Consider the following 13,493-nt stretch of genomic DNA (forward strand, 5'->3'; position numbering starts at 1 on the left):
CCGGGGATTAAAATCGGGAGCATGGCGCTCTTCGACGACGACGAACTGGAAGAGTTCTATCGTCGTGTCGAGCTCAGCACCGCAGCTGCCTCGTCTCGACCTCGCCGTCGACGACGTCCCGTGACCACGGCCGCAATCGTCTGCCCGACACCAGAGAAGATCGCGTATCCGGACTACGCGGCCGTTACCGGTGCGATCCTGGCGATCACCCGAGCGTCCCGAACTCGTCCGTCTCTGCGGTGTTACGAATGCCGCTGCGGCTACTGGCATCTCACGAGCGGTGTGCCACGACCAGAATGACGTCACTCGAACGGCGACGCGTGCCGTCGACTGTCGTGACACGAATCGGGCCCCGACCGTTGTGGTCGGGGCCCGATTGGTGCGGGTGTGTGGTCTGTATCAACGACGCCGTGGCGTGGGACCGAGTACTGCGACCGGCGAGTTCGACAACTGGAGTGCCACGCGGTCGGAGTTGTTCATGGTCATCATCTTGTTGATACGGCGGCTGTAGCCGCGGAGTGTCGACGTAAGCGTCGGACTGGTGCTCTTTCGCATTGCGGGGGTCCTCCTCCGTCTTCTTCAGTCCACACCAAGGTAACCGAGAATCCACCCGCCGTCAATCACCGTTGGTACGTCGTTAACTTTCCGTTAACCCAGCGACCCGCGCGAGAGTCGCTATCTCCTCCGGCGTGCCGGGGGAGACCAGCATCGTCGTCACACCCGCTGCCTCCCACACCCCGATCTGTTCACGGACGCGCGCCTCGTCGCCGATGATCGCCGAATCGTCGACCGCTTCGTTCGGGATGATCTGCGCGGCTTCCTCTTTGCGCCCTGCGCGGAACAAGGCGGTCACCTCGTCGACGACGTCGGCGTAGCCCATCCGGCGATACACCTCGGCGTGGAAGTTCGTGTCCTCGCTGCCCATGCCGCCCATATATAGCGCTAGGAACGGTTTGACCGCGGCGTACGCAGCGTCCGGGTCGTCGGTGAGCACGATCTGGGCGGTCGCACAGATCTCGAACGTCTCGCGCGTGTGTCGTGCTCCGGGTCGCGCGAAACCTTCGTCGAGCCACTCGTTGTACTGATCCGCCAGTCGAGGTGTGTAGAACAGCGGCAGCCATCCGTCGGCGATCTCGCCCGCGAGCGCGATGTTCTTCGGGCCCTCGGCTCCGAGGTACACCGGGATGTCGCGGCGCAGCGGATGCACGATCGGCTTGAGTGGTTTTCCGAGTCCGGTGGACCCTTCGCCTGTCACCGGAAGAGGGTAGTGCGGGCCGTCGCTGGTGACCACGTCCTCGCGCGCCCACACCTGCCGCATGATGTCGATGTATTCGCGGGTGCGTGCGAGCGGCTTGGGGAATCGCTGTCCGTACCAGCCCTCGACGACTTGTGGTCCGGAGACGCCGAGTCCGACGATGTGCCTGCCGCCAGAGAGGTGGTCAAGAGTCAATGCCGCCATCGCGCACGCTGTCGGCGTCCTCGCCGACAGTTGAAGTACCGATGTGCCGAGCTTGAGACGCTGAGTGTCTGCGCCCCACCAGGACAGCGGGGTGTACGCGTCCGACCCCCACGCCTCTGCAGTGAAGATCGCATCGAAGCCGTGCTCCTCGGCCGCCCCGACGAGTTCACGATGATTGTGCGGCGGCTGCGCGCCCCAGTATCCGAGCTGTAGTCCGAGTCTCATGCCGCCGACTGTATCGCGCGTCACGCTCGACGACTTCCGTTGCTGGTCCCACGCTGGGGTCGAGAAGAGTCGAGACCGCACCATCACCCCGCAGGTCGAGCGAAGTCGAGACTGCAACGTGCGCACACGATCACGCACCGGTCGAGCGGAGTCGAGAGCACAACGTGCGCACACGATCACGCACCATCACCCCGCAGGTCGAGCGAAGTCGAGAGCACAACGAGCGCACGGGATCTCGACTCCGCTCGATCAGCAAAAAGCAGCCGCCGCTCTAACTCACCACCACGCAGGTCGAGCGAAGTCGAGACCACAACGTGCATACGGGATCTCGACTCCGCTCGATCAACAAGGGACCCGCTCGATCAGTTGTGCAGATCGAAGCGGTCGGCGTTCATGACCTGGTTCCACGCGGAGACGAAGTCCTCGACGAACTTGCGGCCCGCGTCGTCGGCGCCATAGACCTCGGCGACGCCACGGAGCTGCGAGTTGGAACCGAAGACCAGGTCGGCACGCGTGCCGGTCCACTTCTTCTCGCCGGTGTCGCGAACGCCGCCGACGAACGTTCCGTCGGCCTGCTCGACCCACTCGGTATCCATGTCGAGCAAGTTCACGAAGAAGTCGTTCGACAGGACGCCCGGGCGATCGGTGAAGACGCCGTGGGTCGATCCGCCGTGGTTCGCGCCGAGCACTCGCAGACCGCCGACCAGGGCAGTCATCTGCGGCGGCGTGAGCTGCAGCAGGTAAGCACGGTCGACGAGCAGGTATTCAGCCTCCGTGGCGACGTCGCTGGCGACGTAGTTGCGGAAACCGTCCCACCGCGGCTCCATCTCGGTGAACGACTCGACGTCGGTCTGCTCCTGCGTGGCGTCGCCGCGGCCAAGCGCGACCGGAACGGTCACGGTGTGCCCGGCGTCCGCCGCAGCTTGCTCGATGGCTGCCGCGCCGCCGATGACGATGATGTCGGCGACCGACACGTTCGCATTTGATGCCGCGTTGAACTCCTCGGCGATCTTCTCCAGTGCGGGAAGGACTTCGGCCAGAGCCTTGGGATCGTTCACCGCCCAGTTCCGCTGCGGCTCCAAGCGGACGCGTGCACCGTTGGCTCCGCCACGGTAGTCACTGCCGCGGAACGACGCAGCCGACGCCCACGCGGTCGAGACCAGTTGTGCCACAGTCAGTCCGGACGCGAGGATCCGTCGCTTCAGCTCGGCGACGTCGGTCTCGCGCGGCAGCGGGCCTTCTGGCGCGTCGACGACGTCCTGCCAGATCAGCTTCTCTTCGGGAACCTCGGGGCCGTGGTAGCGGGCGCGCGGTCCCATGTCGCGGTGCGTCAGCTTGAACCATGCACGGGCGAATGCGTCGGCGAACTCGCGCGGGTTCTCCAGGAACCGGCGGGAGATCTTGCCGTACTCCGGATCCTCGCGCAGCGCGATGTCCGTGGTGAGCATCATCGGCTGGAGTCGCTTGTCCGGGTCGGCCGGGTGGGGGACACTCGTCGATCCCGCGTTGTCCTTGGGCCGCCACTGCGTTGCGCCTGCCGGCCCCGTGTAGGTCTCCCACTCGTAGCCGTACAGCGTCCAGAAGAAGTTGTTGTCCCACGTGATCGGGGTGCTGTTCCACGCGCCCTCGATGCCGGAGCTGATCGCGTCGGCGCCGACGCCCGACTTGTAGTCACTCTTCCAGCCGATGCCCATCTGTCCCATCGGGGAGCCTTCCGGAGCTTCGCCGACGTCGTCTGCGGGGCCTGCGCCGTGCGTCTTGCCGAAGGTGTGGCCACCGGCGATGAGTGCGACCGTCTCCTCGTCGTTCATCGCCATCCGCGCGAACGTCTCCCGGATGTCCTTGGCTGCGGCCAACGGATCCGGAACCCCGTTCGGTCCTTCGGGGTTGACGTAGATCAAGCCCATCTGGACGGCGGCGAGAGGATTCTCCAAATCGCGGTCACCGCTGTATCGCTGATCGTCGAGCCACATCTTCTCGGGGCCCCAGTAGATCTCTTCGGGCTCCCACTTGTCGGGGCGGCCGCCCCCGAAGCCGAACGTGTCGAATCCCATGGACTCGAGCGCGACGTTGCCCGCGAGCACGATCAAGTCGGCCCAGGACAGCTTTGCGCCGTACTTCTTCTTGACCGGCCACAGCAGGCGACGCGCACGGTCGAGGCCCGCGTTGTCCGGCCAGCTGTTCAGCGGCGCGAAGCGCTGCATGCCGTGCCCGGCGCCGCCGCGACCGTCGGCCACTCGATAGGTGCCCGCGGCGTGCCATGCCATGCGAATGAACAACGGACCGTAGTTGCCGTAGTCGGCAGGCCACCAGGTCCTCGAATCGGTGAGCACCGACTGAAGGTCGGCCTTCACTGCAGCGAGGTCGAGAGACTCGAACTCGCTCGCGTAGTCGAAGTCCGGACCATTCGGATCGCCCTCGGCAGGGTTCTCCGCGAGAAGCTTGAGATTCAGCTGGCCGGGCCACCAGTCACGGTTTCCACCGCCTGCCGTCGGCGGCTGCATCGACGGGCCGTGCGCCACTGGGCATTCTTCTACGATCGGGGCGTTCTGTTGGTCAGTCACATTGTTCCTTTGTTCACATTGATCTGATCTGGGCTGAGCTTGCGGATCGGGTGGTGTGCTGATCGGACGAGTCGTCGAGCCTGACTACGAACCCGAGACGGCACAGTCGGGGCAGACGCCCCAGTAGACGACTTCGGCCTCGTCGATGACGAAGCCGTGGTCGTCAGCAGCGGTCAAGCAGGGCGCGGGGCCCACGGCACAGTCGACGTCGATGACTTTGTCGCAGTACCGGCATACCAGGTGATGATGGTTGTCTGTGACGCGTGTCTCATAGAGAGACACATGTCCCGAGGGCTGGATTCGCCGGAGCAGCCCGACGTCCGTCAGTGCGCGAAGCACGTCGTATACCGCTTGTCTCGAGACCCCGTCCAGCAGTTCTCGCACACCGGCCAGGATGGTCTCGGTGTCCGAGTGCGGATGAGCGTCGACCGCCTGCAGCACTGCGAGTCTCGGCCTGGTCACTCGCAGTCCTGCACCCCGGAGGGCGCTGGTGTGCTCGTCGATGACCATGCCTCGACTATGCCCTATTTTCTGGACTCAGTCCAGTCTTTCTCGAAAACGGCGGAATCTGTTCGGCGCTTTCGAGGGTCGGCGGGCACAGGAGGCGAGCCGGAACACCCTCGAGCATCGTCGAAATGACCTCCTCCGACACTCCGTGCCCACGCAGGTCGGGGATCACTCGGCTCGTCACCTGGAAGTAGTCCCACCCGTCTGAGACCACGTTCATCGCCTTCTGGTCGAACCAGTCGCTGTAACAGAACGCGTCCTGCGAGAGCACCATCCGGTCGCCGTAACCGCGGTCGATCAGTGCCAGGACGGTGTCGACCCGGTCCGCATGGGGGAGCAGCAGGTCCAGCCCGAAACGGTCCATCCCGAGCACCGATCCCGCATCGGCGACGCGCATCAGATAGTCCAGATCAGTGGAGTCTCCGCTGTGCGCGAGGATCACCCGCGTGAGGTCCATCCCCTCCTCCGCGAGGACGCGCTGCGCGATCAGGCCCGACTGCGTGTGCGGATTCGTGTGGACGACCACGGGCAGCCCCGTCTGGGCCCCCACCCTGCCGACCGAGCGCATGACCCGTTCCACTCCGACAGTCAGCCCCTCGGCTTCGATCACACACACGAGGAAACCTGCCTTGACCGACGTCGTCCCGATCCCGTCGGTGATATCGCGCAGGAACATCGCGTCGAGCGGTTCAGGGACGTCGAACCCGAGCGCCGGCCCGGTGTAATGCATCTGGAAGGGCAGGTCGTTGAACGTGAAGAAACCCGTCGCCGCAACGATGTTCACGTCGACGCACTCAGCGACCCGTGCGACGCGTTCGATGTTCCGCCCCAGGCCGAGCACCGACACATCCATGATGGTGTCGATCCCCGCCGACTTGAGGCGGCCCACGGTGGCGACCGCCCGCTCGACTTCGGCGCCCTCGTCCCAATCGCGCAGATAGTTCAGTCGGAAGTCCTCTTGGACGACGAAGACGTGCTCATGGGTGAGCACAGCTCCCAACTGATCTGCGCCGATCGGTCCGGCGACAGTGTCGATGCGGTCCATGTGCCCTCTCATCAGACCGGTCCACGTGGCGGGATCGGCAACGCTCCCCACGCTAGTGCGAACGACGACCGGACGAGGTCGAATCCGCCCACCTCTCAGGCGGTGTTCAGTCGATGGCACAGTTTGTGGTCACACCGTCCATCACGCACGAGTTCGGAAGCCGAGTCTGATGCAGATCCCACCGCGACGTCGCCCGCGAATCGTCGGCGCCGTCGCGTCCGCGAGTGCGTTCGTCGTCGTGGCGATCGCGGTCGCGATAGTTGCCCGACCGTTGCACGACGATCGCGTCGTGATCCGCTTCGTGCGGCGCCATCCGAGCGACTGGTTGATCGATCTGGCCAGCGGATACTCCACCGTCGCCGGGCCGGTGACCATCGTCGTCCTGGCATGCGTGGGTGCGCTCGTCCTAGCCGTCCGCGATCGGGCGATCGGCAGGCCGGCAGCTGTGATCGGCGCGGCCTGGGGGGCGGTGGCTGTCTCCGAGATCGTGAAACGGGTCGTCGACCGTCCCCGCCCACCCGTCGGATGGCAGCTCGACGGTCCGGAGGCGACCCCCGCATTCCCGTCGACGCACGTGGCCGGTCTGACCGCTCTGCTGCTTGTGGCAGCACTCGTGACCACGGCCGGGAAGAGCCACCCGAACGGGCGGAGCAGGGCCCGAGCGGTTCTAGTGGCGGCCACGGCGTGCGCTGCGCTCGGAATGGGCGCCGCGCGCGTCTACCTCTGCATGAACTGGGCTTCGGACGCGGTCGGCGGGCTACTGCTCGGCGTCGCGGCGGCTCTGTGCGCGGTGTGGTCCGTCGACCAAATGGTGCTCAGAGCGCCCGAGCAGACTGCCTGAACGCATGCCCTAGTCTGTATCCATGCTCAGTCCGGGACAGCTCTTCGCCGAGTACCGCGTCGTGCGCGTCCTCGGCGCCGGTGGCATGGGTGAGGTGTACCTCGCTCAGCACCCGCGGCTACCACGCCAGGACGCAATCAAGGTGCTGCCGATCGAATTGACCGACGACCCGACCTATCGGGCGCGATTCACTCGAGAGGCGGACCTGGCCGCGGGCCTCGACCATTCGAGCATCGTCAGTGTCTACGACCGAGGCGAGGACCAGGGGCAACTCTGGATCGCGATGAAGTACATCCCCGGCTCGGATGCCAACGCGCTGATGAAGCAGACCGGACCGTTCGCGCCGCAGGACGTCGTCGACGTCGTCACCGCGGTCGCCGACGCGCTCGACTACGCGCACGCCAAGGGGCTGCTGCACCGCGACGTCAAGCCCGCGAACATCCTCATCGACGGAACGTCGGCCACGCGTCACAAGATCTACCTGACCGACTTCGGCATCGCGCGGACGATCGGGAACGACACCGCGTTGACGGCAGCCAATCTGACGGTCGGCTCTATCCAGTACACCTCGCCCGAGCAGTTGCGCGGCGACGATCTCAACGGACGCACCGACCAGTACTCACTCGCGTGCACCGCGTTCAAGCTCCTCACCGGTCGCGCGCCCTATCCCGAGCGCAAGCCGACCGAGATCATCAACGCTCATCTGAACGCGCCGATCCCGCACGCACGGAGCATTCGACCGGATCTCCCTCCCGAGGTCGACGCCGTTCTGGCGCGCGGCATGGACAAGCGCGCCGTCAACAGGTACCCGACGTGCATGGACTTCGCCCGGGATCTGGGCGCTGCACTGCGTACGTCGTCGGTTGCCGCCCCGCAGTTCCCTGCGACGATGATCAACCCGGGTCCCGTGGTTCCGCCGCCTGCCGCGTCTGGTGGTCCCGCAACTCCACCGCAGCAGGCCCAACCCGTCCCGGTGAGCCCGCCTGACCTGATGAAAGCGCCCGGACCGGTCCCGACATCCGGACCCGCCGACCGTTGGCAGCAGACGCCGTATCCCCACGGGGCTCCGCAGTACGGCAACCACAATCCCCAGGCGCCGAATCCCCAGGCTGCTGGCCCACAGGGGCCGGGACCACAGGGGCCGGGACCACGCCCGTTCACGCCGACACCCGCCCCGCCCGCACCGGGAGCATATGGATCGAATCCATACGGATCGAACCTCTACGGCCCGCAACAGCCGCCCTACGGCGGACCGCCTGGGCCGCCCACTGGACCGGGCGGCGGCACGGGTGGCCCCGGTCGAGGGGGAGGGCGCGGCAAGCAGATCGCTCTCATCGTCGGCGCCATCGTGCTCGTCGCTGCGCTCGCGACCGGACTCGCGTTCACGGTCAAGGCGATGACCGGCGACGACGACGCGAGCGACACAGCGGATCCCACGACGTCGACGACCACGGGGCCGTCGTCGGTCACGACGTCGCCGTCTACCGGTGCCACTGACCCCGCTGTGGTCGGCGGGGTCCCGACCCGGTGTGTCAACGGCAGGCCGGCATCGAACTCGTCCACGCGGCAACTCTCGTCGGGGAAGATCTCCATCCCGACCGCGGAGATGCCGAGCGGCTGGGATGCGGACCGCGGTACGCGCTATCCCTTCGTCACCCAGGCGGACGGCGTCACGCTCGGCCGTCCCTCGGGCTCCAATTCGTGGGTCGCCCAGATCGCCGTCGGCGTCCTGCCGACGAACTTCCGGGATGAGACCGAGCAGATAGCACGCAAATTCATCGAATGCCTGTCCACCGGACCCGGATACGACACGGTGACGGTCGGTCCCCTCGACTTCGGGCAGGTCACCAACGCCAAGATCGAGAACCGGGACACCGACTACACGCTGCTCAACGCATCGATCCCGGTACGCGGCGGGCCTGCCGGCATCTCCGGGGACGACGTCGTCGTGGTGATCGTCGACAGCTCACCGATGACGGTTGCGATCGGTATCAGCCCGATCGGTGACGCCTCGACGAAGTCATCTGTCGACAAGGCGGTCAAAGGCCTCCTGGTCCGGGACTGATCGGGCAGTCCGTATTAGGGTTCTCGCATGGTCGAGCACGCATGGCAGGCAGACACTCACGACCGCATCCGCGTGAGCGGCGCGCGCGTCAACAATCTGAAGGACGTCAGCGTCGAACTGCCCAAACGGCGTCTGACGGTGTTCACCGGTGTCTCCGGTTCCGGCAAGAGCTCACTGGTGTTCGGCACGATCGCCGCCGAATCCCAGCGGCTGATCAATGAGACTTACAGTGCGTTCGTCCAGGGCTTCATGCCGAGCCTCGCGCGCCCCGACGTCGACATGCTCGACGGGATCACCACGGCGATCATCGTCGACCAGGAACGGATCGGCGGGAATCCGCGGTCCACTGTCGGCACGATCACCGATGCGAACTCGATGCTGCGGATCCTCTTCAGCAGGCTCGGAACGCCGTCGGTCCCCACGGCCAACGCGTTGTCGTTCAACGTGCCGTCGGTGTCCGGCGGCGGCGTCATCAGGACGGACAGCAAGCGGGCGGACGGCACCACGACGAGCAAGAAGGCGTCGTTCGAACGGCTCGGCGGAATGTGCCCGCGCTGCGAAGGCATGGGCAACGTGTCCGACATCGACCTGACACAGATCTACGACGCCGACAAGTCGCTCAACGACGGCGCGATCTCCGTTCCGGGATTCAGCGCCGACGGCTGGTACGGCCGCGTGTACGGCGGTTCGGGATTCTTCGATCCCGACAAGCCGATCGGGGAGTACACCAGACGTGAACTCGACGACCTCCTGTACAAGGAGGCCGTCAAGATCAAGGTCGACGGCATCAACATCACCTACGAGGGCTTGATTCCCCGAATCACCAAATCGATGCTGTCCAAAGACATCGACTCGGTGCAACCACACATCCGTGCATTCATCGAACGTGCGGTCACCGCCGACACCTGCCCCGAGTGCGGTGGCACCCGACTGGCCGCGCATGCGCGCGACTGCCGGATCGACGGAGTGAGCATCGCCGACGCATGCGCGATGCAGATCTCCGACCTCGCAGCGTGGATCGGCGACCGGTCGGACCCGAGCGTGGCTCCGCTCCTGGACAAATTGCACTCGACGCTTGAGTCGTTCGTGGAGATCGGGCTCGGCTACCTCGCGCTCGACCGTCCGACAGGCACCTTGTCCGGGGGAGAGTCGCAGCGCACCAAGATGATTCGCCATCTCGGCTCCGCGCTGACCGACGTCACGTACGTGTTCGACGAACCGACCATCGGACTGCACCCGCACGACATCGCCCGCATGAACGCGTTGTTGCTGCGGCTGCGCGACAAGGGCAACACAGTCCTCGTCGTCGAACACAAACCGGAGACCATCGCGATCGCCGACCACGCCGTCGACATCGGCCCCCGAGCAGGCGCCGACGGCGGACAGATCGGGTACGAGGGAGACGTGGCAGGCCTCGAGGCGAGCGACACCCTGACCGGACGGCACCTCGGCTACCGCAGTTCGATCAAGGACGAGTTCCGGACACCGGCCGGTGCCATCGAGATCCGCGGCGCATCGGCGAACAATCTGCGCGACGTCGACGTCGACGTGCCGCTCGGCGTCCTCGCCGTCGTCACCGGCGTCGCAGGCTCCGGCAAGAGTTCGCTCATCCACGGCAGCATGCCTGCGTCGGCCGACGTCGTCACGATCGACCAGACCGCGATCCGTGGATCGCGGCGGAGTAATCCCGCGACCTACACCGGCCTTCTCGATCCGATCCGTAAGACGTTCGCGAAGGCCAACGGCGTCAAACCCGCGCTGTTCAGCGCGAACTCCGAGGGCGCGTGCCCGACGTGCAAGGGCAACGGAGTCATCTACACCGACCTGGCGACCATGGCGGGAGTCGCGACCGTGTGCGACGACTGCGAGGGAAGACGTTTCGACGCGCACGTCCTCGAATACAGCGCGGCCGGTAAGGACATCAGCCAAGTGCTGTCCATGTCCGTCGACGAGGCTCTCGACTACTTCGCAGACGGCGATGCCCGGACGCCGTCCGCGCACAAGATCCTCGTCCGTCTGCACGACGTCGGACTCGGCTACCTGACGTTGGGCCAGCCGTTGACGACGTTGTCGGGTGGCGAACGGCAACGCATCAAGCTGGCGACAGCGATGGCCGACAAGGCGACGAGCTACGTCTTGGACGAGCCGACGTCCGGGCTGCACCTCGCCGACGTCGACCAGCTGCTCGGCCTGCTCGATCGCCTCGTCGACGCAGGCAAGTCGGTGATCGTCATCGAACACCACCAGGCGGTCATGGCGCACGCGGACTGGATCATCGACATCGGCCCGGGTGCCGGGCAGGACGGCGGCACCGTGGTGTTCGAGGGCACGCCCGCCGACCTCGTCTCAGATCGATCGACACTGACCGGTGAGCATCTGGCCGCGTACACGGGCGCCTGACCCGAGCGGTCACGACACAGCGAACATCACTCGACGAGTTCGGACGGTGACTCACCGCTCGCCGCCGACGCAGTCGCAGCGAGTTCTTCGCCGAGGGACTCGTGGTGGCGCGGTTCCGCTTCGACGACGACACTGACCGCTTCCGGCCTCCCGCCTCCGGTGAACAGCGAGAAGATCGCGCCGAGGACACAGCAGATCACGGCGAACCAGAACGCCGCGGCGAGTCCGTCGGCGAACGGGTCGGAGATCAGATGAGGGAAGAAGTCGAGGCCCGTCAGATGGTCCATGTCGACGCCCGGCATCGAACCGCTCCCCGCGAGCAATTCCTGGATCGGGTTGTACCCGAGGAACGCCGCGAACAGAATGCCGACGGTCGGCAGGTTCGCGACGGCGTTCGCCTGATCGGCAGGCACGCCGTTCGCGGTGAGGCCGGAGAACATCGCGTCGGGCAGACCGGATGAGAGGCCGGCGATCATGAGCGAGAAGAACAGACCGATGGAGAGAACCATCGCCGCGTTCTGGAAGGTCGTCATCATGCCCGCGCCGGAGCCACGCGACGATGCGGGCAGCGAGTTCATGACTTCCGCGCGGTTCGGCGACGCGAACAGTCCCATGCCGACACCGTTGATCAGGAGTACGACCGCGAACGCGGGATAGGCGAAGTCGACGGGCAGCATGATGAGCGCGACGAAGGTGCCCGCGGTGATCAGCATTCCGATGGTGGTGAACCACTTGGTGCCCAACTTGTCCGACAATGCGCCCGACACCGGTGCCACGAGCAGGAACCCGATGGTCATCGGGACCATGTAGATGCCTGCCCACAACGGGGTCTGCGAGTAGTCGTATCCGTGCTGCGGCAGCCAGATGCCCTGCAGCCAGATGATCAGGATGAACTGGAGTCCGCCGCGGCCGATCGAGCCCATCAGGTTCGCTGCGTTTCCCGCCGTGAACGAACGGTTGCGGAACAGGCTGAGTTCGAACAGCGGACTCTCCACCCGTGTCTCTATCCACACGAAGATCGCCAGGACGACGAACCCACCGATGAGGCCGGCGAGGACCAGCGGGTTACCCCAGCCCATGTCGGAGTCGCCGTACGGCTGGATGCCGTACGTGATGGCGACCAGAATCGCGATGAGGCCGATCGCGAACGTCAGGTTGCCCCACCAGTCCATCTTCGCCTTGGTGCGAACACCTGTGTCCCGGAGTTTGAGGTAAGCCCACACGGTGCCGACGAGCCCGAACGGAACCGAGACGAGGAAGATGTAATGCCACTGGATCGGGGCCAGGAGGCCGCCGACGAGCAGGCCGAGGAACGAGCCCGCGATCGCGGCGACGCCGTTGATACCCATCGCGAGTCCGCGCTGATGTGCAGGAAATGCGTCGGTGAGGATCGCCGACGAGTTGGCCATCAGGAACGCTCCGCCGACGCCTTGGATCACACGCCACACGATCAGCCAGATAGCAGCCTCGGCGCCGTCGAACCAGGTGATCGCGAGGAAGATCGACGAGATCGTGAAGATCAGGAAGCCCATGTTGTACATGCGGGCGCGGCCGAACATGTCGCCGAGCCTGCCGAAGCTGACCACCAGCACGGCGGTGACGACGAGGAACCCCATCATCATCCACAGGAGGTAACTCGTGTTCGACGGCGTCAGCGGATTGAGGCCGATGCCTTTGAAGATGTCGGGAAGGGCGATGAGCACGATCGAGCTGTTGATCGTCGCAATCAGCATGCCGAGGGTGGTGTTCGACAGCGCGATCCATTTGTAGTGTGGATCGACGTCTGCGGACTGTGTCGCCGTGGCGGCGGAGGTCATGCGGTTGTGCCCTTCTCTGGGGTGCGGTGCTCGAGTCCGGGGGCGAGGGCGGTCGAGAGCAGGCGCAGCCCGCTCTCCACGGTGTCTCGCTCAGCCGGAGACAGCGTCTCCAGTGCATCGGCCAGTGCGCGGGAGCGGACCAGGCGCATGTCGGCGATGACCGCCCGCCCCTGACTCGTGGGCTGGACGAGCTTCGCGCGAGCGTCATCGGGGTCGTCGGCGCGTTCGACATAGCCGCGTTCGACGAGACTCGCGACGATCTTGGACATGCTCGGCGCCGACACCGATTCGGCTTCAGCGAGTGCGGTCACCCGGATGGGGGCGTTGTTGATGATCGTCCACAGGCTTGCCGCGGCGCTCGCGGTCAGTCCGGCCTTGGACGCTTTGGCGCGCAGCGTGCGAGTGATCCTCGTCAGGTCGCGGTACATGCCTGCAACGTCGTCCGCGGACATCTCGTCCGCGCGTATGTCGTTCATCGTCGTCCTCCTCACACTCCGAGGTGACGAACATTATTAGTTGTATTCAGCTAAATAAAGTCGGGCAACGGGCGCGAATAGCACAGTCCCCTCC

11 protein-coding genes are annotated in these 13,493 nt (G+C 65.6%); 4 read left to right on the forward strand and 7 right to left on the reverse strand.

What is annotated here, in order from left to right; genetic code table 11:
- Positions 1 to 21 precede the first annotated feature (21 nt).
- Positions 22 to 300 (forward strand): hypothetical protein, encoded by a 279-nt coding sequence (locus L5G32_RS06390; RefSeq protein WP_237010174.1) that lies wholly within the window; start codon positions 22 to 24, stop codon positions 298 to 300.
- 99 nt (positions 301 to 399) lie between these two features.
- On the opposite strand, the gene L5G32_RS06395 is transcribed toward L5G32_RS06390, so the two are convergent.
- The 5 genes from L5G32_RS06395 to L5G32_RS06415 all read right to left on the reverse strand — a co-directional run bounded on the left by L5G32_RS06395 (position 400) and on the right by L5G32_RS06415 (position 5,800).
- Positions 400 to 555, reverse strand: a complete 156-nt coding sequence (locus L5G32_RS06395) for a hypothetical protein (RefSeq protein ID WP_237010175.1) — start codon at positions 553 to 555, stop codon at positions 400 to 402.
- An 82-nt stretch (positions 556 to 637) separates the two neighbouring features.
- Positions 638 to 1,684, reverse strand: coding sequence for an LLM class F420-dependent oxidoreductase (locus L5G32_RS06400; protein WP_237010176.1), 1,047 nt, complete (start codon positions 1,682 to 1,684; stop codon positions 638 to 640).
- 362 nt (positions 1,685 to 2,046) lie between these two features.
- Positions 2,047 to 4,311: a catalase/peroxidase HPI gene (katG, locus tag L5G32_RS06405; protein WP_372491646.1), complete on the reverse strand. Its 2,265-nt coding sequence runs from the start codon at positions 4,309 to 4,311 to the stop codon at positions 2,047 to 2,049.
- A gap of 21 nt (positions 4,312 to 4,332) precedes the next feature.
- Positions 4,333 to 4,758: a Fur family transcriptional regulator gene (locus L5G32_RS06410; protein ID WP_237010177.1), complete on the reverse strand. Its 426-nt coding sequence runs from the start codon at positions 4,756 to 4,758 to the stop codon at positions 4,333 to 4,335.
- 7 nt (positions 4,759 to 4,765) lie between these two features.
- Entirely contained in the window at positions 4,766 to 5,800 is a 1,035-nt protein-coding gene (locus L5G32_RS06415) for a phosphotriesterase family protein (RefSeq protein ID WP_237010178.1), read from the reverse strand.
- A gap of 169 nt (positions 5,801 to 5,969) precedes the next feature.
- On the opposite strand from L5G32_RS06415, the gene L5G32_RS06420 reads away from it, so the two are divergent.
- From L5G32_RS06420 to L5G32_RS06430, 3 genes are read left to right on the forward strand one after another with little or no spacing between them, the layout of a single operon-like run.
- Entirely contained in the window at positions 5,970 to 6,641 is a 672-nt protein-coding gene (locus L5G32_RS06420) for a phosphatase PAP2 family protein (RefSeq protein ID WP_237010179.1), read from the forward strand.
- Between the two features lie 22 nt (positions 6,642 to 6,663).
- Entirely contained in the window at positions 6,664 to 8,706 is a 2,043-nt protein-coding gene (locus L5G32_RS06425) for a serine/threonine-protein kinase (RefSeq protein WP_237010180.1), read from the forward strand.
- A gap of 27 nt (positions 8,707 to 8,733) precedes the next feature.
- A complete protein-coding gene (locus L5G32_RS06430) occupies positions 8,734 to 11,106 on the forward strand; it encodes an ATP-binding cassette domain-containing protein (RefSeq protein ID WP_237010181.1) in 2,373 nt (790 codons plus the stop codon).
- 26 nt (positions 11,107 to 11,132) lie between these two features.
- On the opposite strand, the gene L5G32_RS06435 is transcribed toward L5G32_RS06430, so the two are convergent.
- Together L5G32_RS06435 and L5G32_RS06440 are read right to left on the reverse strand one after the other, a co-directional pair.
- On the reverse strand, positions 11,133 to 12,923 hold the full coding sequence (locus L5G32_RS06435; protein WP_237010182.1) for an MFS transporter: 1,791 nt from the start codon (positions 12,921 to 12,923) through the stop codon (positions 11,133 to 11,135).
- Positions 12,920 to 13,399, reverse strand: a complete 480-nt coding sequence (locus L5G32_RS06440) for a MarR family winged helix-turn-helix transcriptional regulator (protein WP_237010183.1) — start codon at positions 13,397 to 13,399, stop codon at positions 12,920 to 12,922. The genes L5G32_RS06435 and L5G32_RS06440 overlap by 4 nt, the downstream gene beginning before the upstream one ends.
- Positions 13,400 to 13,493: the final 94 nt, after the last annotated feature.

The sequence above is a fragment of the Gordonia zhenghanii genome (assembly GCF_021738965.1).
Taxonomy (GTDB): domain Bacteria; phylum Actinomycetota; class Actinomycetes; order Mycobacteriales; family Mycobacteriaceae; genus Gordonia; species Gordonia zhenghanii.